The sequence below is a fragment of the Aurantibacter sp. genome, from assembly GCF_039941195.1.
Lineage (GTDB): Bacteria > Bacteroidota > Bacteroidia > Flavobacteriales > Flavobacteriaceae > Aurantibacter_A.
Window position 1 is genome coordinate 36,689 of the sequence record NZ_JBDVFA010000021.1, and the last position, 20,818, is coordinate 57,506.

Consider the following 20,818-nt stretch of genomic DNA (forward strand, 5'->3'; position numbering starts at 1 on the left):
CGCAGTATATATAGCTGCGGCACTTTTTACCATTATGCTATGGATAACAAAATCTATTTATTGCTTAGCTGTTTGGTTTTTTTATGGAGTTGTGATTCTGACACTCCAGAAATTAGCTATTCGCCAACTTATTTACAGGTTGAGCAACCAGAGAATTTTCCAGAGATAAAATATATCCTGGATAATAACCCTGTCACACAGGACGGCTTTGACTTAGGAAAAAAATTGTTTTATGAAGGCAAACTCTCATCTAACGATGCAATTCCTTGTGCATTTTGCCACGAGCAAGCATTTGCCTTTACCCATCACGGGCATACTTTAAGTCATGGTGTTAATGGTGGAATCGGATTTCGAAATTCACCACCAATTCAAAATCTAGCTTACTTTTCTGATTTTATGTGGGATGGTGCTGCTTCTCATTTAGATTTACAACCTATTATTCCAATAACTAGTGAATTAGAAATGGGCGAAACGCTATCTAATATCGTATTAAAATTAAAAGAAGACCCCTATTATCAATCGCAATTTCAATTGGCATTTGAAGATGGTGAAATTAATAGTGAAAATATTTTAAAAGCATTATCGCAATTTATGCTAATGATGGTTTCATCAAATTCTAAGTATGATAAATACATTAGAAATGAAGCAGGCACTACACTATCTGAAACAGAGCTTCAAGGGCAAGGTGTTTTTCAAGAAAAATGTATTTCATGTCATTCTACCGATTTATTTACAGATCAGAGTTATCGAAATACTGGATTACCAATAAATCCAAAATTAGATGATAAAGGTCGTTACAATGTACTTGAAAACCCCGAAGATTTATACAAATTTAAGGTGCCCAGTTTACGAAATATTGAAAAGACTTTTCCATACATGCATGATGGTAGATTTGCTACACTTGAAGCTGTTTTAAACTTTTACGACAGTGGCATGGTAGATAATGGCAATGTTGATGAAAGTCTATTGAGAGACGACGGAAGTTTTGGCATATCACTTACGGAAAACGAAAAAGTACAACTTGTTGCCTTTTTAAAAACATTTACAGACGACGAATTTTTAAACGACACACGATTTGCAGAATATTAAAACATCTCTAGCTATATTTCTACTTTCTCTTGCATGTTCTATAAGTATAGCATCCGAACCTGAACCATGCACTCATAATCATGACATGTTATTCATGAAACCTTTCTGTGATTTATGCGGATGCGCAACGAGTAGCGGGAGTTCTGGTTTTGGAACACTTTCCAATTCAAATTTTATTGGGCTAAGATACACACATCAAAGTTTTGAATCGAGAGATGGAATATTTACGAATTCACCGAGCAGTCATGAATATTTAAACACCTATCAACTATGGGCACAAATACCATTAACTCAAAAATTCTATGCGACGGCGAGTTTGCCTTTTCAAGATTTAAATCGAACATTCGATAATGGATCATCAGACGAAGCTCTAAATGGAATAGGCGATGCTAGTGTTGTTGGATGGTTTAAATTGCAATTTTTCAAAAAGGAAACTAACGATTCTATACCCTACCCCGTAACAAAACCACTTTCTAATCATTCTATACAAATAGGAATTGGCGCAAAATTACCTACAGGTGAATTTGAAGAACGACTAACTGATCGCGTTAATCCTGGATTTCAAGTTGGTACTGGTAGTTTAGATGGTATTTTCTCATTAGGTTATAATTATGGTGGAGAAAAAATAGGCTTTAGCTCAATTTTCACATATTACTTAAAAGGAGAAAACAAAAATGATTACCGTTATGGAAATCAATTTAATTATTCTGGCAATGCCTATTACAGAATACCATTTATGAAATCTGCATTAATGCCTTTTATCGGTCTCTCTGGAGATATATACGAAGAAATTGAACAATATGACGAAACACAAGCCGATACTGATGGACGGATTTTAAACGGTACGTTTGGCGCAGAATATGCAGTTGGAAAATTCATAATTGGTGCAAATGCTGCTATTCCTATTTCCCAAGATCTTTTTGGTGGAAATGTTAATGCCAATGAACGCTTGAGTGTTTATGTTAATTTTGCGTTATAAATCTACTATTATTTAAGAGCTAACAGCTTTTGATTGGAGTTCCAATTTTTGTTTCTTCCTAAAAACTTTAGGAGTTACGCCTACAGCTTTTTTAAATGTTTTTGTAAAGTATGAATTATCATAAAAATTGAAGAAATGAGCAATTTCTTCACTACTCATATCCGTATATACTAGATATCTTTTTATTTCTATAATCAACTTTTCATTGATCAGCTCACTTACGCTCTTGCCCATAGCTTTTTTGGTAATGCGGTTAAGGTTTTGCGGTGTCATATATAATTGAGCGGCATAATCTACCACACTTCTATTGTTTTTAAACTGTTTGTTAATTAAAGACTCTAAAGCCATCATATGCTGGGTGTCAACAGTTACTTTGTTTTCTTTTGAAGCTCGATAAAGTCTTGATAGTTTTACGAGAATTTGGGTGAGTTGAGCTTCAAGCATTTCGTATTTTAGAAAGTCATCATTCACATATTCTATGTCCATTTTATTTATAAATCGTTGAAACATCAGTAAATCTTCTTCTGATAATTCAATAAAAGGCTCACTTAAAAATCTATTGAAAATAGGTAAAGATTGTAACCATTGTTGCGCTCCATGTCTTAATATAAAGTCTGCTTGAAAGAGTACGCCAATACCTTCTGTAAACTCACCATTAATAGCGAAAACTTGCCCAGGGCTTCCAAAATAGACCGTGTTTTTTTTGGGTTTATAACTATTGAAATCAATATTTAGCTCACTATTACTTTCCACAAAAAATGAGATGCCGTAGTTAACGTTTCTAAACGGATTGCCACTTTTTATGTATTCGGGCATATTTTCAGGCTTCAGTAAAATAAATTTCGGCTGAGTACTACTCTTTTGATTTGCGTAATCAGCGTACAGTTCCGGTATTCCAATTTGTGGTATATCTTCCATAAAAAATGGTATTTATTTATTTAAAACTACCATTTTATAAGCTAAATAGGCTTTTTTTACTGTATAATGTTCTAAAAATACCATAAATGGGTTTGTTCCTACCATTTTCAACCCTATAACTGACTTAATTTTGCACTCTTAAAATTGACAAACCTAAAATGATACTTAAATCCCTATTCATATGAAAGATAAACACCTACGGGCAACACTAAAAAGTGTTTCAATTGCTTTAATTCTTCTTATGGCTACAAGTTGCGGTAGCGAAGAAAAAAAGGTTACAAATAAAGTAATCAAAGTTGATGTTATGAATGTTGGTAGCAGTACCACTAATTCTGATGCAAATATAGAGTACTATGGTACTATTGAATCTGATGTATCAATTAATGCAAGTTTTCAGGTTTCGGGAACGGTATTGAATGTTCCGGTTCAAATAGGAGATTTTGTAAAGAAAAATCAATTGATCGCTCAAATAGACGGTACTATTTACTCCAGTCAATACGAACAGCAGTTGGCTCAAGAACGTTTGGCGAAAGAAAATTATGAGCGTATAAACAAGGTATTTCAAAAAGGGAGTGTAGCAGAAATTAGAATGTTAGAGGCACGTTCGCAATATGAGCAAGCGCAGGCAGCAGCAAAAATGAACTATCAGAATGTACGTCACGCAAAACTATATGCACCTATGGATGGCTATATAAGCGATAAAATGATGGATGCCGGAGATTTGGCACAACCTGGGCAACCTGTAGTTGAATTGGTGAATATAAAGACGGTTAAAGCTGTACTGCCTATTCCTGATAGTGAAATCAATACTATTTCTAAAGGAGATACTGCTTCTGTAGTAATCCCTTCTTTAGGTGATATGGATATTTCTGGTATTGTTAATGAAATTTCTATTCAATCGAATCAAGGTTCACCCGTATATACGGCTTATGTAAAATTGAACAATGCCGAAAAGAAAATAAAACCAGGTATGACCTGTACCGTAAGCTTTGAAAATAATGACAGTGGTAATGCAGAAGGGGAACTAACAATTATTATTCCTTCAGAAAGTATTGCGGTTACTGAAGATGATAAGCGTTTTGTATATGTTGTAAATGGTAATAGCGCAGATAGACGCTATGTGGAAACCGGTAAATTATATGACGGTGGTATCGCTATTACAAAGGGTTTGAAAAAAGGTGACCAACTTATTGTTTCCGGTTACCACAAGCTTACCCAGAGTACACAGGTTGAAATCATTAATGACTCCAGATAATACAGCAGAAGATGAAGAAAAAAAGCGGAGCCATAGATTGGGCATTTAAACACTCTACATTTCCTTTTGTACTAGTATTATCTTTTGTACTTATGGGAATATACGGGCTGTTAAATATGCCACGGAACGAATTTCCTGATTTCACGATACGACAAGGACTGATTATCGGGTCTTATCCGGGAGCTTCTTCCGATAAGGTTGCAGAAGAATTGACCTCTAAGGTAGAAGAGTTCTTATTCGGTTATAACGAAATTGACAAAACAAAAACCTATTCGTATTCAAAAGATGGACTCATGTACATCTATGCTGAAGTATCGGATAAGATTGACCATAACGCCACAGAGCAATTTTGGAATAAGCTAAAGGCTGAAATTTTAATTTTTCAGCAGTTAGAATTACCTCGCGAAGTACAAGGTGTAATGGTGAATAGTGATTTTGGTAGTACAGCTGCATTAGTTTTGGGTGTTGAATCTGAAACCAGACCTTATAAAGACCTTCAGCGCCATGTAGAGGATATAGAAGACGAATTCAGGCAGATTGATAATTTGGCGAAAATTTCGCATTCTGGGGGACTTACAGAGCAAATTGCTGTGTATGTAGATCAAGATAAATTGGCGAGTTACGGCATAACACCACAAGCGATTACGGCAAGCTTACAAAATCAAGGTGCTGTATTAGGCTCCGGGACTTTGGTGAGCTATACCAAGGAAAGACCTATATATCTTGAGACTACAATAAAGAACGAATCGGATATTGCACGCCAGGTAGTAAAAACCGAAGCGAACGGTAATGTTATTAAAGTTCGTGATGTTGCCCGTGTGGTGCGTGAATATGATAATCCAGATTCATATTTGACCATGAACGGTACCAAGGGTATGATTATTACCTTGGAGATGGCAAAAAAAGGAAACATTGTTCAGTTTGGTGATGAAATTGATGAACGACTTGATAAGATTATCAGCGAAATGCCCGATGATATTAAGATTACCAAAATTGCCAATCAGCCAGAAGTAGTAGACCATTCTATCAGTCACTTTATGAAAGAATTCGGTTTTGCTTTGATTGGTGTAATCTTGGTGACCTTATTGTTGCTTCCGGTTAGGGTTGCATCAGTAGCAGCGGCTACCATACCGATTACCATTGCGGCTACTTTGTGCATCATGTTCTTTTTAGGTATTGAACTGAATACGGTAACCTTGGCGGCATTGATCGTAGTATTGGGTATCGTTGTTGATGATCCAATTGTAATTATTGACAACTACGTAGAGAAATTAGATGAGGGTATGTCCATTCCTGAAGCTGCAGTAAGTAGTGCTAAAGAATTGTTCCCATCTGTATTTACGGCTACCTTGGCTATTTCGGCTACATTCTACCCGTTATTGTTCTTTATGGATGGTGTAGCATCAGATTTCATTAGTGCCTTCCCATATGTTATTATCATAGCATTGACTTTATCATTATTGATATCAATTCTTATTGTTCCAATGATCAATTCCATCTTTATTAAAAAGGGACTTCATAATGATCCGGCGAATAAAGACAAGGATGGTAAAAAATCGATGCTTGATCGTTTGCAGTCCTTTTTTGATGCTGCAGTTAATAAAGCCATGGTGCATTATAGGATTACTATCTTTTCCGGTATTGCGGCTATAGTTATTGGGGTCTTACTTTTTGGAGGCGTAAGTCAACAGTTGTTCCCAAAGGTAGAACGTAACCAGTTCTCCATAGAAATTAGTTTAGCTCCTGGAAATAGTTTGGAAGAAACGGCAAAGGTCGTTACCGAATTTGAAGAGATATTAAGTGCAGACGAACGTGTTACAGATTACACCAGTTTCATTGGGCAGAGTTCACCTCGTTTTCACACGCTTTATGCTCCTAATCTTCCTGCTAAAAATTATGCACAGATTCTAGTGACTACCATCACTGATGACGCTACCGTTGAAGTTTTGAACGACTACGATGAAAAGTATGCAGACATGTATCCGCAGGCTTATTTACGAATGAAACAATTAGATATGGCTGGTGTAAATGCACCAATTGAGGTTCGTATGTATGGCGAGGATATTGACATGTTGAAAAAATACAGTGATACTGTTATCAATATAGCCCGTGCAACACCAAATACCATCTGGAGTAGAACCGATTACGGTGATATGAAAGAAGCGGTACAGATGGACGTTAAATATAACGAAGCCGCTAGGCTGGGTTTAAGCAATAGAGACATTGCCAATGCGGTTGCGGTAAATACAACGGGATTAAAAGCTACCGAAGTTTGGGAAAAGGATTACCCAATTGACGTAACGATTAAAAGTGAAAATCAACACCGTCAAAATGTAACGGATCTAGAGCAATTATCAATTATTTCTCCGCAAAGAGGAGCTGCTATTCCATTACGGCAGGTAGCGGACATATCTTCAGAATGGAACCAAGAAACCATCGTGAACAGAAATGGCATACGTTGTTTAACAGTTCGTGTTGATATTACCAAAGATGCTGTTGCGAACGAGGTATTGGCAGAAATGATTCCTAATATCGATGCCATTGAGTTTCCGGAAGCCTTACGAATAGAATATGGAGGCGAGTACGAGCTTCAAATTGAAAACAACAAACCAATGGGGCTTTCCTTGATGCTTAGTGTTGTTCTAATCTTCTTGATTCTATTGTGGCACTTTAAGAGTTTTATGCATGCGGTTCTAAGTTTTATTACCATGCCTTTAAGTATTTTCGGTGCAGCTGTTGGTCTCTTATCAATGCAATATCCTTTCGGATTTACTTCTTTCTTGGGGCTATTGGCACTGTGTGGTATTGTAGTGAGAAACGGAATTATCTTAATCGATTATGCGGATGAGCTTAGACACGAACATAATTACAGTGTAAAGAAAGCGGCTATTCTTGCAGCCGAAAGACGTATGCGACCTATTTTCTTGACATCTTCTGCTGCTGCAGTTGGGGTAATACCCATGATTGTTAGTCGCTCAAGTTTATGGGGACCTTTGGGAACCGTAATCGCATTTGGGTTGATGTTCTCTATGGTACTTACTCTTTTTGTACTACCGGTATTATACTGGTTGTTCTTTAGAAAAGAAGATAATGAGACCGTTGATGGAGAAATCGTTAAAGCTGAAGTTTAATAGTAGAATCGTAGTAATGATGTATATAAAATCACACAATACAGTTATAAATAAAGTCCAGTTGTTTTCCATAATCGGGATGATGCTTTTGGGTTTCCATAGCACTTTTGCTCAGCAGATAACTTTGGAGGAAAGCCAAAAGGCAGCACTTAAACATAGTAATGCCATAAAGAACGGTTTATTGACCATTGAGAAGTCCGAAGCGTTCAAAAAGGAAATGGTAGCTAATTATTTTCCGAATGTTGAAGCAAGCGCCATAGGACTTTATGCTCCCAACGACTTAATTAGTCCTATTGAGGGAATTTTACCTAATGGAATAGATAATTTATATAGTGCCAGTGCCACGGCAACAGAGGTCATTTATGCCGGTGGAAGTATTAGAAATTCTAACGCAATGGCAGATATTCAATTAGAAACTTCTCAAATTAGAGCAGAACAGGCTGTAGATTCCGTTTTACTGGTAACGGAAAATAAGTTCTGGCAGTTGGTGCAATTGCAAGAACAGCAAAAGGTTATTGAGACTAACGAAGCTTACTTAGATGAGCTTTTAAAACAACAGCAAGATTTACTGGAGGCAGGTTTAATTGCTAAAAATCAATTGTTACAGGTGAAAGTAAACCGTAGCGAATTGTTGTTGAACAAAAGTCGCGTAGAGAACATGCGCAAATTGGCGTTGTTAGATTTTGCATTATATGTAGGTGTTGCCTACGCACCGGATATGGTAGCTAATGCGGATTTTGAAAATATAACTCCGCCAGAATTAAAGTATGATTCGCCAGATTTGAACCTTAGCGGAAACAGCAATTACCAACTTCTGGAAAAATCGATAACTGCGAGTAGCTTGCAAACTAAAATGGCGAAAGCAGATTTGTTACCTTCTTTTGCCGTTGGAGTAAGCGCACAAGAATTTGGTGCTGTTGATAGTTCTTTTGATAGTCAATTTACGGGGTTTGCTTTTGGCAGCTTAAGTATTCCTATTTCCAATTGGTGGGGTAGCGGTAAGCAAAGAGTAAAACAAGAAAAAATACAAGAAGAGATTACCAAAAACAATAGAGAAGACGGTATTGATCAATTAAAAGTAGCTATTACACAAAGCTGGTACGATTTGGTTAATGCTCATGAGCAAATAACCTATGCGTTAGAAAACAAGCAACTGGCAGAAGAAAACTTAAAAGTAAACCGTGATAATTATGATAATGGGTTAAGCGGACTTACAGATTTGTTAGATGCTCAGGCAATGGCACAAAATGCACAGTCTAATCTTATAAATTCCTATACTAATTTCGAGAACAAAGAAATTACATACTTGTATAGAACCGACCAGTTGATGGCACCAACTTTAGACAGTTTAAAAGAATAAAAGAATTCTATAATAACATTTTTATTAGCTAACATTTATTAGGACACCACATTGGTTAGGTTTCGCCATGTCACATGAAGAAAAAACAAATCATTAGAATATTGACACTGGCGTTAATGTGGTTCATTGCTATTTTGGCATTTGATATTGTACAAAATATAAAGGTGTTTGAAAGGGGAGATTGGCTTCCGTATTTTCAATACACCCTTACCATAGTATTGCCTATTATCATAGTTTATTGTATGATAATAAGTGTTAGTGAGGTCTTTTTTACGCGAATGATGCTACGCGATTATCCATTTGCAATAGTGGTTATCGTAAAGACCATCTTGCAATTTGCAGTTATTTATGTAATTCATTTTGCCGGTACTTATTTGATAACCGAATTGATACCGCTAAGCCCTAACAGTGCCGTTAATGCACATTATGTCTATTTGGGAGCATCACTTAATATTTTTTACGTTGTATATTTTTTCATAGTTAGTTTTCATTTTAGTCTTTATGCGCAAATTTCCAGAAAATTCGGTTCAACAAACTTGTTCGATATTATAAAGGGAACCTACTTTAGACCAAAGGAAGACGAACGAATTTTTATGTTTCTAGACCTCAACCAGTCTACTACAATCGCAGAGGAAATAGGGCATTTAAAATACAGTAGGCTTATTCAAAAATGCTTTACTAAACTAACCCATCATATTGATAATTATGATGCTGAAGTATATCAATATGTTGGTGATGAAGCGGTATTGACTTGGCGTAATTCCGATACCAAAGCTGCACGAAAATGCATAGAATTATATGTAGAGTTTAGGGATAATCTTTTAAAGGCAGCGCCAGAATTTGAAAAGGAATTTGGAGTGGCTCCTAAGTTCAAGGTCGGAGTCAGTTTTGGTACAGTAGCCATAGCAGAGGTAGGTGATTACAAACGGGATATTGCTTTTCATGGTACCGTTTTAAATACAGGTGCGAGATTATGCCAATTATGTAAAGAAATCAAAGAAGATATTCTCTTTTCTTCTGACTTTCAATCCTTACTACAAAATGCTGAAAACAGACTTGATTACGTAGGAGACTTCATGCTAACTGGAAGACGTACGCTAGAAAAAGTTTACCGATATTCTTAACTCTTATTTTAATATAGTCAAAGTCGAGCTTTACATTTAAATAGACAATGACTATACTTATCATGCCATACTTCAAACATTAATACCTATTAATTGTTAGCTAGTTTTTATGGCATGACTAATGTCATTTTTTATAATTAAAGAGTGTAATATATTTAAATATTATTACGGATAGCCTTAGTAGATTTAAGTACTTAATGATTACCCTAATAATAGTATTAAAATTTAAACTCTATAAATGAAAAATATTCTTTTACCTACCGATTTTTCTGAAAATGCTGAAAGTGCTATTTCTTATGCAATACAACTTTTCAAAAATGAGATTTGTACTTTCTATATACTACATGCGTACACATTTGCTCCTTCTTCTTCGTATACCAAAATTACCGCAGCGGAAGATTTAAATAAAACTGTAAAGTTACTTAAGGAAAACAGCGATAATAAGAATCATAGCTTCGAAAGCATCATGGTAATGGATAGCCTTCTTAGCATTATAAATAAAACGATAATCAACTATGAAATTGATTTTGTAATAATGGGTACTAGAGGCAGCTCCGCTATTAAAGAAGTATTTTTTGGAAGTAATACTTTAGACATTATTAGATACGTATACAATTGCCCGGTTATTGCAATTCCTCCGAACTATAAAGGCGAGGAGTTAAAAGAAATAGTTATAGCCACTGACTTAAAACATTCCTTCAAGGCTCTAGAATTGACTCCTTTAAAAACCATAACTAAAATAAATAACGCAACTTTAAACATTGCCCGTATAAAATCGAATGCGGTAGTAACTACGGAGCAACAAGCGAACAAAGAATCATTAAGAAATTCTTTAAAAGACACAACTCATCAATTTTTTGAAGTAGATCCTCAAGGCTCCGTATCGTCAACATTAATTAAACTTGAAAAAGAAAACAGCAATATTGGTTTAATTGCCTTGTTAAAAACTACGCATGGTTTTTTTAACAACCTTACTAGAGAAGCCGTAATAAAAAATATGGTATACAAAACTAAAATACCACTATTGATACTTCCGAAGTTTGAATAACTTTCAATTCTATGATATTAAGTATAGTAACCAATTTTTAATTTCATGGAATTACATCTACTATTACTCGCTTATATCTAGATAATGAAGGTGAACCCTTATCGGATACCTTTAAAATAAAGTGAAGTGTCTCCTTTTTATCTACTTTAGGAGCTCCAAATTTTAAAAGATGAATATTTTGAGCATCTAAAACAATTTCTTTTTTGTACGTGCTTTCTTCAGCATAATAAAACCACCAATAACTTAGATTATCTCCGTCTGGATCAGTTGAATTTAAAGCATCCATGCTAATTAATTTCCCAGATTTCACAGTCAACCTATCTGAATGAGACAAAACCGGAACTGGTGGGTGATTTGCTTCTTCATAATTCATGAAACACCAGTCCATTCGTGCAGCAAAATCATTTTGAAAATCATCTCGCCAACGCCACAAGGTTACTTTATTATCATTAAAAGATACGGTATCCGGAACTTTTGCTCTACCATAATCTTTCGACACTGCTGGTATATACAAATCATTCGTATTGGTCCAAATAGCTCTTGTTTCCGGCGCAATCTCTACAATTGACTTCCCTTCTTTAGCTTTTGAAAAAGCTGGTTTATACAAGCTATATCTTCCACCCCAAGAACCCCAATCTGGATGTTCAGACTCGTTTAATCCATTCGGAATTAGTGACAAAAAAGCAGGAGTATCTCCTTCTACACCATAAGCAACATCTGGATACATAGCACCTAATGGCCCATGTGCTTGTTGAATATTTTCTGCCATCCAAGAATTACTAATTTTACTATTATCAATTCCCTTAACAAAAGTGTTTACACCTGTCCATGTTGCTTCAGCATAAAAATCACCAGGAGTAACAATGTAAAACAATGCTGGGAAATTATTTCGAATCCAAATTCCACTATCATCCTGATCAGATATCGCATAAACTCTTAGTTTTGAAATTAATCTTTTCGCCTCTTTCTTACTTTTGGTTTTTCTAATTTTATCTAACGACTGGGCTAAAGTATTTGCGCCACCCCAAACGGAAACCCACAACGGTCGGTCGTCTTTTTCTTCTAGAATTTTAATAATCCATTCAGAACCTTCAGAATCCATTCCTTCTCCTACACCTTTCATACCATATATTGGAAGTCCTTTCTTTATTAAAGACATCAATTTTTCCCCAGTAGGATAACCAGATTCATGCTTTAATAAGTTTCCTTGAACTTTATCATAATTATTAATAACCCTTTCTATCGATTCCGGAGCAACATTACTACGTTGCCAACAAGACGTAGTAGCCACAATACCTTTTATATCTATTTGATTGGAATATAATAGCAAACGAATTAACGATTGAGTGTCGTCAGGGTCTGCCTCAATATCGGTAAGAATAACCACTCTATTTTTATGGATATTTTGGGCAATAGCATCAATATGAGAAATGAAACAAAAGAAACTAAATAGATATAGCAATTTCATAATTAATATTATTTAAACTTAGGACAGAAGTATAATTATTTCCATCTCGACTAAGATAATAGAATTTATATTCCACTAGAAACTTTTATAACTAAGAATCTTTCAGCTTTATTACAACCAAATAAAGTCCCTCAATAAAGAGAAGCTTTTCGTTGTAAAGGCGGAGAGACTCGAAATCTCACACCGCAAGGCACTAGATCCTAAGTTCCGATTTATATTAAAAATTCTCAAAATATCTTAACACTATAAAACTTATCAAACTATATGAGGTTATTTGGAACCAATACGTAATTTTATCTGGTCTAATATGGTGTTTAAAAAATCTAAGGAATATGAAAATATTCGATTTTTTTTGTAGCAGGGAGAAAAAAGGGCAAGTGATTTTTTACCCCTTGGGCTTTTGTGCGGCTCCAAGGATTTCGTGCGAAACTGGAACGGAAAGACTTTTTTTCGCTTTAATAAGAATTGTTACTTGTACCTTATTCGCAAAAACTTCTTCATTGTGAAAGCCAATCCAATTAACTCCGTCTTTATCCATCACACTTGAGAGTCCACTACCTGATTTTTCTAAGTAATAGTTCGCCATGGCGAGTTACTATAAAATATGCTTCTCTCCACCTGCACTATCATCTGTGGCATGTTTGAGGGTAACATTCCCTAAGCCACATGAGCCAAAGCTAACTATTAGAAATCGTATTCTAATTTTTTGAAATTCGCATCATAATGGTATTCGGTACCTTATAAACAACAGTTAGAAAACATCCATTAATTTGCTAATCATACCGCTCAACCCTCAAGCGCCACATTAAATTCTTCAGCTAGTGTTTCTAATTTAGCCACTATCGCTTTTGATAGTTTTACACCGTTTTGCTTGGCATCGATTAAACCTTTCATGGCCGAAGACCCAGGCAAGCGCACAGGTCTGTCCGGGTCAACGGGGTCAGATTCAAGACAGGCTTTCACAAGGTGACTTGTTTGTCGTTTGAAAGCATCAACTCCAGCAAATGCCTCTGGATCAATTATCTGAATAAAAACATTTCCTTGGGATCCTGTTGGTTTGTCCGCACGACCATAACCAGCTAAACCTTGTGTGTATGCTTCAATCATTAACGAGAGTGCAAAGCCCTTATGTCCATATTCCTTGCCACCCAGCATAAGATGGCTACCTCCATTCAACAAAGCCAGAGGGTCATCGGTTGCAACGCCATCGGCGTCTTGTGCCCACTTACCGGGAAATTTTTTATTTTCTTCCCGCAGTTTCATAGCCATCGTGTTGCTTGTAATCGAGCAAGACATATCTATTAATATTGGGGTACCGTTTGTCGGAATACCAACAGCCATAGGATTGGGAGTTAAAACGGGAGTTTTCCCACCAAATGGAACAACGTTTTTACCTGAAGGACCCGATACCGCTATCTTAACTAGTAAATCTTGTTCTGTTATTTGAGGCAAAAAAGCAGCAAGACACCCTGTATGATGTGCTTCTTGAATGGTTATGGTGCAAAGACCAAATTTCTTTGCCCGTTTCGCTGCTAACTTTAAAGCCGTGTCGAGCAACCAAATACCTGATAAACGCTTTCCTTGCCATGCTAATATTGGCCCAGTGTCTTTTAATACTTCGGGTTGTCCGTTCGGATTCATTACGCCCTCTTTCAATGCCTTAATATAAATAGGTAAAAATGCTATTCCATGCGTATTGTGACCCATAGCATCGGCGGTAACTATAATCCCGGATGCTATTTTTGCCTTTTCAGATTCTAGTCCAGCTTTTTCTAATATTGTTGAAGTAAATTCTACTAATTTTTCAAATTTGAATATGGTCATTTTCCTTGGTTTTTAAAATAAAATATTCGTTTTTTTAAGTTGGGTTGGATGGTGAAATTTCATTCTTTGCACTGCGTTTTAACATAAAACCAAAAATGAAAATTAAAAGGGCACAAACTATAAATATGGCCCTGCCCCAAATTGGGTTTGGTATTAATGCCATAAGAAAAATACCTGCACTCATGACCATTACAATGGCGCCTAACTTATTACGTTGCTGCCTATCAACTTCACTATCTTCACTTGCAACAACAGGTGTTTCTAAATCTTGAAAAAAGTGCTCCGTTTCGATTTTATATTTGTCTTTAGATTCTTTGTAAAATAGAGAGGTTGCCCAAAAGAAACCACTAGTGATAAATATATGACTTGCTATTGTTAAAATAATATTCAAGTCAGCTATTTCTCGTTTAGTAAGTGATTCGATACCAAATAAGCCTCCACATACTTCTGCGGTAAACACATTCATTATGAACCAAGAAACAAATAGACCTACTACAATAGTGGCCCATGGTGCCCAAGAAGGCGTCTTTTTTACTACTAGGCCGAGCATAAGCGGCACCATCATCGGCATTTGGACCATAGTAGAAACAGATATCATCAGTTCGAAAATACTAAGTTCTTTCAATGAAGAAAAATAGAGCGCAGTGACGATAACAATGCTCCCACTTACAAAGCTCACCAACTTACTTACTGTCATTAACTTTTTGTCATCCGTTTGCTTATTCCTTTTAGCAAGAAAAGGCTGATAGATGCTTCGTACAAAAATTCCAGCATTTTTATTAAGTGCTGAGTCCATAGAAGACATAGAAGCGGCAAAAAGGCTAGCCATCATTAACCCCACAGTTCCGACAGGCATGGCCCTACGAGCAAACTCTAAATAAATTGCATCTGCTGCCTTACTACCAAGTTCAGCATAACCAGCGGTTGCATCTGGATAAAGACTAGCTGATGCCCAAGGAGGAATGAACCAAAGAACTATACCCATTGCAGTTAAAGCCATTGCCATTAAACTCGCTTTACGGGCATTGATGGAATCTTTTGCATTAAGAAACCGAAATGACTCATTCAGATTCATCATTGAAATTATCATTTTTGGTAAAAACAGGATAAAGGTACCTATCAACAAAATGGGGTAGTTCATATCTGGCCCCATTAAAAAGTCTCCTGGAAAATCATTTATCATCTTAATGGGGCCACCAACTTTCACCAAGGCTACGACTGCACAGGCTACTGATACTAGAACAACTATCAAACTTTGAACAAAGTCTGAGGCAACAACACCCCAAGCTCCAGATAATACAGATACAAAAAGGACGGTTAGACCAATTGCAATAGTTGTTATAACTATATCAGATTCAAAAACTGCACTTGAAAAAACCCCAAGTGCATTTAACCAAACACCTGCATTTAGAAAGGATAACATAATTAAGGCCCATGAAAAAAATAGTTCATTTTCCGAGCCAAATCGTCTTTTAATGGCTTGGGAAGGCGTATCCACTCTCATTTGTCGGAATCTATAAGAAAAGAACTTCCATGCACAAAAAAATGCAAAGCAATTACCAATATAAACCGCTGTAATTGCAAAACCATCATTATAGGCTTTGCCTGCTGCGCCAGTAAAAGTTACGGCCGAAAACTGTGCCATAAAGGCGGTAGAACCCACCATCCACCATAACATTCTTCCGCCACCTCGAAAATAATCACTCGTAGATTTACTAGCCATTCGCGAAAAAACGATTCCAATGGCAAGGATTAATACAAAATAGAGCCCAATTACTAGATTGTCGTAGAACATTTCATTTAATTTTTAAATTAATAATTAAGTCGTTAAAGCACCTCCACTTTTCGCTTATTTACTCATTTAATAACAAATATGATAAGTGAACAAATTGCAAATATCATACTTCTCCATAGCGGATTTGGAATCAGAGCCATTAGCAACATAGTAGCGCTAAATGTTATTATCATCCCGCTATGTTTATGTTTTAAACTTTCTGTCCTTTTAGTGCACTTTTATTTTTTTAATTCTTCTGTCGGTTGTGTTTTACCAATTCCAAAGCGTACCATCCTCCAATCGATTTACTGGAAGATATGATCGTTTGTAAGGATATTTTTTAGCTGCTTCTTCGTTGAAATCAACGCCCCAACCCGGTTGGTCATCCATATAGAGTAGCCCTTCTTTTAGTTCAATTTTGTAGCTAAACACTTCATTAAGTTCAGGTGTGCCGAAACCAACAAATTCCTGTACACCGAAATTGGATGCCCAAAGATTAAAATGCATATGGGCCATTAAGCAGACTGGTGAAAGATCTGGTGCTCCGTGTGGCGCCATACGTACATGGTATAGTGAAGCGAAATCTGCCAATCTTTTTAAAGGTGTTAGGCCGCCACCATGGGTAACAGCAGTTCTGACATAGTCTATCCATTGGTTTTCAATCATCTCTTTGGCATCCCAAAGGGTGTTGAATTTTTCACCAGTGGCTAAAGGTGTGTCCGTATGTTCTCGAATGACTTTATATCCTTCTGCATTTTCGGTAGTTACAGCATCCTCAATAAAAAGCAATTTATACGGCTCTAATAATTTGCATAAGCGAGATGCTTCAATAGGGGTTAATCTGCTATGCACATCATGGCAAAGTTCTATTTCATAGCCAAATTTTTCTCTTGCCTGTTTGAAAAGTTCAGGAATAAAATTCATGTATCTAGTAGTAGACCATTCTTGTTCTGGTGGTAGCGGTCGATTGCCTTGTAATTCGTAATAGTTTTTTTTGCCCTCCATAGTTCCATAGGTTCCTTTTGTATTGGGTATGGTACATTGTAAGCGAACCGCTTTGTATCCATCCTCGATCATAGAACCTAAGTTCTTTAAAACCTCTTCTATACTTTCACCATTCGCATGACCGTATACTGTGACCCCTTTTCTGCTTTTGCCACCAAGTAGCTGATAAACTGGCATATTGGCCATTTTACCTTTAATATCCCAAAGTGCCATATCAATAGCAGCAATGGCGGCAATACTCACAGCTCCATTTTGCCAATAGGCTCCTTTGTATAAATACTGCCAAATATCCTCGATTTGATGGGCATCTTTTCCTATTAAGCACGGGGTAATGTGTTCTTCTATATACGCAACAACAGCCATTTCTCTACCATTTAGAGTAGCGTCACCTAACCCATATGTGCCTTTTTCTGTAGTAATCTTAACAGTAACAAAGTTGCGCCCCGGACAGCAAACAAAAACTTTTATATCCTTTATTTTCATCCTAACATTTATTATAATTTCAATTTACCTTTTTTGTATTTTTTCTTAAAAATGAATCCTACAGTAAGCATGATTCCGCCAATAAAAACGAAGCAAAGCCTTCCGGTAAAATCGTTCGGTATGAATACCAATGAGAACAAAAATGTACCGTAAACTAGACACATATTGCCCAAAATCTTAAACTGTTGTTGATCATACCCTTTATGACCGTTTTCTTTCTCGTAATCAATAGGCGTATTAATTTTTTCGAAAAATTGTTCAACCTCTTCATGATAATTCTCTGGAGAAGTATTTCTAAACAACCGCGATCCCAAAAACCAAATACTACAAATTATGATGACCGCGAATACATTAGAAAAGAACATGACATCAATTAACTCACGAGCAGACCATGGCGTATCTACACCTATAAATTCTAATAATGCTTCAGGACCTATGTGTGTTTGAATTACATATGATATCAACATTCCTAATAAAACGGTTGACCATCCGGCCCATCGCGGGGTGTCTTGAAAAATAATACCCCAAGTCAACGGAATCATAAAAGGAAGCGAAATCATTGCGCCCAGTCGCATGTTGATATCGAACAGATTTATTCCTTCTAGCTCGCTAAAGAAAATTGCGGAAAGAATTACCAAACACCCTAACACTACCGTGGTAATCATTGACACTCGAAATAGCTCTTTATCGCTGGCTGATTTTCTAAGGATGGGTTTATAGAAATTGCGTACAAAGATACCGGCGTTACGGTTTAGGGTACTATCCATAGACGACATGGTAGCTGCAAAAATGGCACAAATCATTACTCCAATCATTCCAACCGGAAGCAGTTCAATTCCCATTGCCAAATAAATACCATCTACGGCTTTTTCACCAAGGGGTTTAAGGGAGTCAACGGCTGATATATCAGGAAACATAATAGACGCAGCCATTGGGGGAATAAACCATATAATGGTTACTGTAAAAAACAAGAGAGATGCCATTAACGAAGCTTTTCGAGCCTGTTCAGAATCTTTTACTGCCAAAAACCGATAGCCGTCATTGGTGTTATTAACCGAAAAAAACTGCTTGCAAAACGATGCTATAAACCAAAGCCAAACAATTTTGCTATCGGCCAATTCTGACCAATTGTATTGTGAGGTTGGTAGCTGCTCAATGAAGTTGCCTACTCCCCCTAGTTCTCGCAACGACAAAAACGCCAATATAATAGCAACGGGCACCATTATCATCAACTGCATAAAATCACTAGCTACAACCGCCCATGAACCACCCAACAGGGATATCACCAATACGGTAACACCAACTGCGAGAACTGTCATTTCCATGCTGACCCCAAAAACGGTAGAAATAATAATGCCTAAACTGTACAACCAAACACCACCGTGGATTACCCCGAAAGGCACGACCATCCATGTGAAAAATTGTTCGTTGGCTTTACCAAAACGTTCGCGAACCACTTCTATGGCGGTTACCACACGAGTTTGTCTAAAACGCTTTGAAAAATATAGAAAGCTTATAAAGAACCCAACTCCGTTCGCCATGTAGACAATAAAAATGAACGTACCGGTTTCATAAGCTTTACCTGCTGCACCGGTGTAGGTTACCGCGCTAATAAAAGACATGAAGGTAGTCGCCCCAACTAGCCACCAAAGCATACTACCCCCTCCACGAAAATAGTCACTGGTATTCTTATTCATTCTTTTGAATACCACACCAACGGTAATCATCAAGATAAAGTAGGCCACAATGACCATGTTGTCGTAAAATGAAATCATAAATATTGTTTCAGTTGAATGGATAACTACTATGAAATGCTCTAGTTTGAGGAGTACATGGTCCTTTATCTAAAGTCCTTGCAAAAATTAACTAGCATTTCGAAATGAAATTCCATAGCCTTCAGTGCTGCTTCAGCATTTTTATCTTTTATCGCTTGAAAAATGGCTTCATGTTTTGCAACTTCAAATGCAAAACCTTCTTCATCATTTACACGCGTCTTCTCAAAAGTTGAAATGATTTTAGGGGTAATTTTTAACATGAAAGCATTAATAGAGCTGTTTTTACTTGCCTTACTTATTGCCAAATGAAATAATAAATCTTCCTGCAAAGCATCATTCCCACTGAGAATTTTAGTTTTATATCTACTTAAAGCAGCTTCAATATTTTTTAAATCATCGTTTGTTCTTCTAACAGCAGCTAAGCTGACTGATTTAGCCTCTAACATCAATCTTGTCTCCACCAAAGAAAGAAAATCTTGCTTTTCCAATGCGATAATATCTTCTATGATACCATTCATAGCAATTCGCCCAATACCCGCCAAAAAAGTCCCCGATTGTGGGACTGATTTTACCAATTCATAGGACTCTAGTTTTTGAATTGCCTCTCCAATATTTCTTCGACTTACATTAAACTTTTCTGATAATACTCGTTCCGATGGTAGTTTGTCATCAGGTTCCAAGTTTTTTAAATTAATGAAATCCTTAATTTTTGAAATAATCATATTCTGGACCTCAATATTATCTTTAATTCTTATGTGTTTAGATTTCATTTAATATTAATTAATAGATTAGGCAAGAAAAAAAAGCGTGTTATGCTTCGCTTCAATTTTCTCTCTAAAAACATGACTTGTTTTAAACTCGAAATATTAAGCTCCACTCCAAATAATAAATAGTATTCAACTGGTGCGCCAAATTGGAAAACCAAACTGGTGCGCCAAATATACAAATATTTTGATGAAAAAAAATGACCCGATTTTTAATAAAATAGATATTGGTTAAGCGTTCAATTCCAAGTAATATTAACTTCTAATTACTTATTCTAGACACTGCTAATTTTTTCCATTCCCCCAAATATTAAGGGTAGCCCCTCTTTAATAATTCTATACTCCTGCTCCTACGGTAGCTTCTCTTAACCAAACTCAGTATAACTTTAGTTTCTAAATTAGACTGGGTATTGAGTTGAAAGAATTGTTATTACACAATTTAACTTTCAATTTGGACAAGTCGAAAAAAGAATTATAACGTTGTATTTAAGAAAAAGGCAATAGAATTAAGATTTGCATTGGGCAGAGCGTAATTCAACTTTACAACGGGTTAGTTATCGCTACTTCTGAAACGAAAAGTTGGCGACAAGAGTCGATTAAAAAATGAAAAATCTTCTAATTGATAGATTACCCTCTATTACTACGATAACCAAACAATTTAAATGTTGTAGAAAACAAAAAACCCTGACAGAAAAGTCAGGGTTTCTTTTGTACAGGCGGAGAGACTCGAACTCTCACACCGCAAGGCACTAGATCCTAAGTCTAGCGTGTCTACCAATTCCACCACGCCTGCATACTTCAAAATGTATCCTCTTTGCAAC

General features: G+C 36.3%; 15 protein-coding genes and 1 tRNA gene. 7 read left to right on the forward strand and 9 right to left on the reverse strand.

All coding sequences use genetic code 11. The features are described from left to right. Positions 1-39: 39 nt before the first annotated feature. Both ABJF52_RS03900 and ABJF52_RS03905 read left to right on the forward strand, forming a co-directional pair. Entirely contained in the window at positions 40-1,089 is a 1,050-nt protein-coding gene (locus ABJF52_RS03900) for a cytochrome c peroxidase (protein ID WP_348146567.1), read from the forward strand. 94 nt (positions 1,090-1,183) lie between these two features. Then, positions 1,184-2,068 (forward strand): hypothetical protein, encoded by an 885-nt coding sequence (locus tag ABJF52_RS03905; protein WP_348146570.1) that lies wholly within the window; start codon positions 1,184-1,186, stop codon positions 2,066-2,068. 12 nt (positions 2,069-2,080) lie between these two features. Here the strand turns inward: ABJF52_RS03905 and ABJF52_RS03910 are convergent, their stop codons facing one another. Then, complete coding sequence (locus ABJF52_RS03910; protein WP_348146573.1) at positions 2,081-2,986, reverse strand: AraC family transcriptional regulator; 906 nt, start codon at positions 2,984-2,986, stop codon at positions 2,081-2,083. A 181-nt stretch (positions 2,987-3,167) separates the two neighbouring features. Here ABJF52_RS03910 and ABJF52_RS03915 point away from each other — a divergent pair, with 181 nt between their 5' ends. From ABJF52_RS03915 to ABJF52_RS03935, 5 genes are all read left to right on the forward strand, one after another. Next, complete coding sequence (locus tag ABJF52_RS03915; RefSeq protein ID WP_348146576.1) at positions 3,168-4,241, forward strand: efflux RND transporter periplasmic adaptor subunit; 1,074 nt, start codon at positions 3,168-3,170, stop codon at positions 4,239-4,241. Positions 4,242-4,252: 11 nt separating this feature from the next. Then, positions 4,253-7,372, forward strand: coding sequence for an efflux RND transporter permease subunit (locus ABJF52_RS03920; RefSeq protein WP_348146579.1), 3,120 nt, complete (start codon positions 4,253-4,255; stop codon positions 7,370-7,372). A 16-nt stretch (positions 7,373-7,388) separates the two neighbouring features. Further along, a complete protein-coding gene (locus tag ABJF52_RS03925; protein ID WP_348146581.1) occupies positions 7,389-8,732 on the forward strand; it encodes a TolC family protein in 1,344 nt (447 codons plus the stop codon). Positions 8,733-8,806: 74 nt separating this feature from the next. After that, positions 8,807-9,856: an adenylate/guanylate cyclase domain-containing protein gene (locus tag ABJF52_RS03930; protein WP_348146582.1), complete on the forward strand. Its 1,050-nt coding sequence runs from the start codon at positions 8,807-8,809 to the stop codon at positions 9,854-9,856. 238 nt (positions 9,857-10,094) lie between these two features. Next, entirely contained in the window at positions 10,095-10,904 is an 810-nt protein-coding gene (locus tag ABJF52_RS03935; RefSeq protein ID WP_348146584.1) for a universal stress protein, read from the forward strand. Between the two features lie 43 nt (positions 10,905-10,947). Here ABJF52_RS03935 and ABJF52_RS03940 read toward each other — a convergent pair whose 3' ends face one another. The 8 genes from ABJF52_RS03940 to ABJF52_RS03975 all read right to left on the reverse strand — a co-directional run bounded on the left by ABJF52_RS03940 (position 10,948) and on the right by ABJF52_RS03975 (position 20,790). Beyond that, on the reverse strand, positions 10,948-12,372 hold the full coding sequence (locus ABJF52_RS03940; RefSeq protein WP_348146587.1) for a nucleoside hydrolase-like domain-containing protein: 1,425 nt from the start codon (positions 12,370-12,372) through the stop codon (positions 10,948-10,950). A 385-nt stretch (positions 12,373-12,757) separates the two neighbouring features. Beyond that, on the reverse strand, positions 12,758-12,958 hold the full coding sequence (locus ABJF52_RS03945) for a hypothetical protein (RefSeq protein ID WP_348146590.1): 201 nt from the start codon (positions 12,956-12,958) through the stop codon (positions 12,758-12,760). Positions 12,959-13,158: 200 nt separating this feature from the next. After that, a complete protein-coding gene (locus ABJF52_RS03950; RefSeq protein WP_348146593.1) occupies positions 13,159-14,196 on the reverse strand; it encodes an Ldh family oxidoreductase in 1,038 nt (345 codons plus the stop codon). 34 nt (positions 14,197-14,230) lie between these two features. Then, positions 14,231-15,991: a hypothetical protein gene (locus ABJF52_RS03955; RefSeq protein WP_348146596.1), complete on the reverse strand. Its 1,761-nt coding sequence runs from the start codon at positions 15,989-15,991 to the stop codon at positions 14,231-14,233. A gap of 249 nt (positions 15,992-16,240) precedes the next feature. Beyond that, complete coding sequence (gene manD / locus ABJF52_RS03960; RefSeq protein WP_348146599.1) at positions 16,241-17,458, reverse strand: D-mannonate dehydratase ManD; 1,218 nt, start codon at positions 17,456-17,458, stop codon at positions 16,241-16,243. 11 nt (positions 17,459-17,469) lie between these two features. Continuing rightward, a complete protein-coding gene (locus tag ABJF52_RS03965) occupies positions 17,470-19,233 on the reverse strand; it encodes a hypothetical protein (RefSeq protein ID WP_348146602.1) in 1,764 nt (587 codons plus the stop codon). 65 nt (positions 19,234-19,298) lie between these two features. Beyond that, the gene (locus ABJF52_RS03970; protein ID WP_348146605.1) at positions 19,299-20,003 is read right to left on the reverse strand and encodes an FCD domain-containing protein; all 705 of its coding nucleotides are present in this window, start codon (positions 20,001-20,003) and stop codon (positions 19,299-19,301) included. A 705-nt stretch (positions 20,004-20,708) separates the two neighbouring features. After that, positions 20,709-20,790: transfer RNA gene (locus ABJF52_RS03975), tRNA-Leu, on the reverse strand. Between the last annotated feature and the right edge of the window lie 28 nt (positions 20,791-20,818).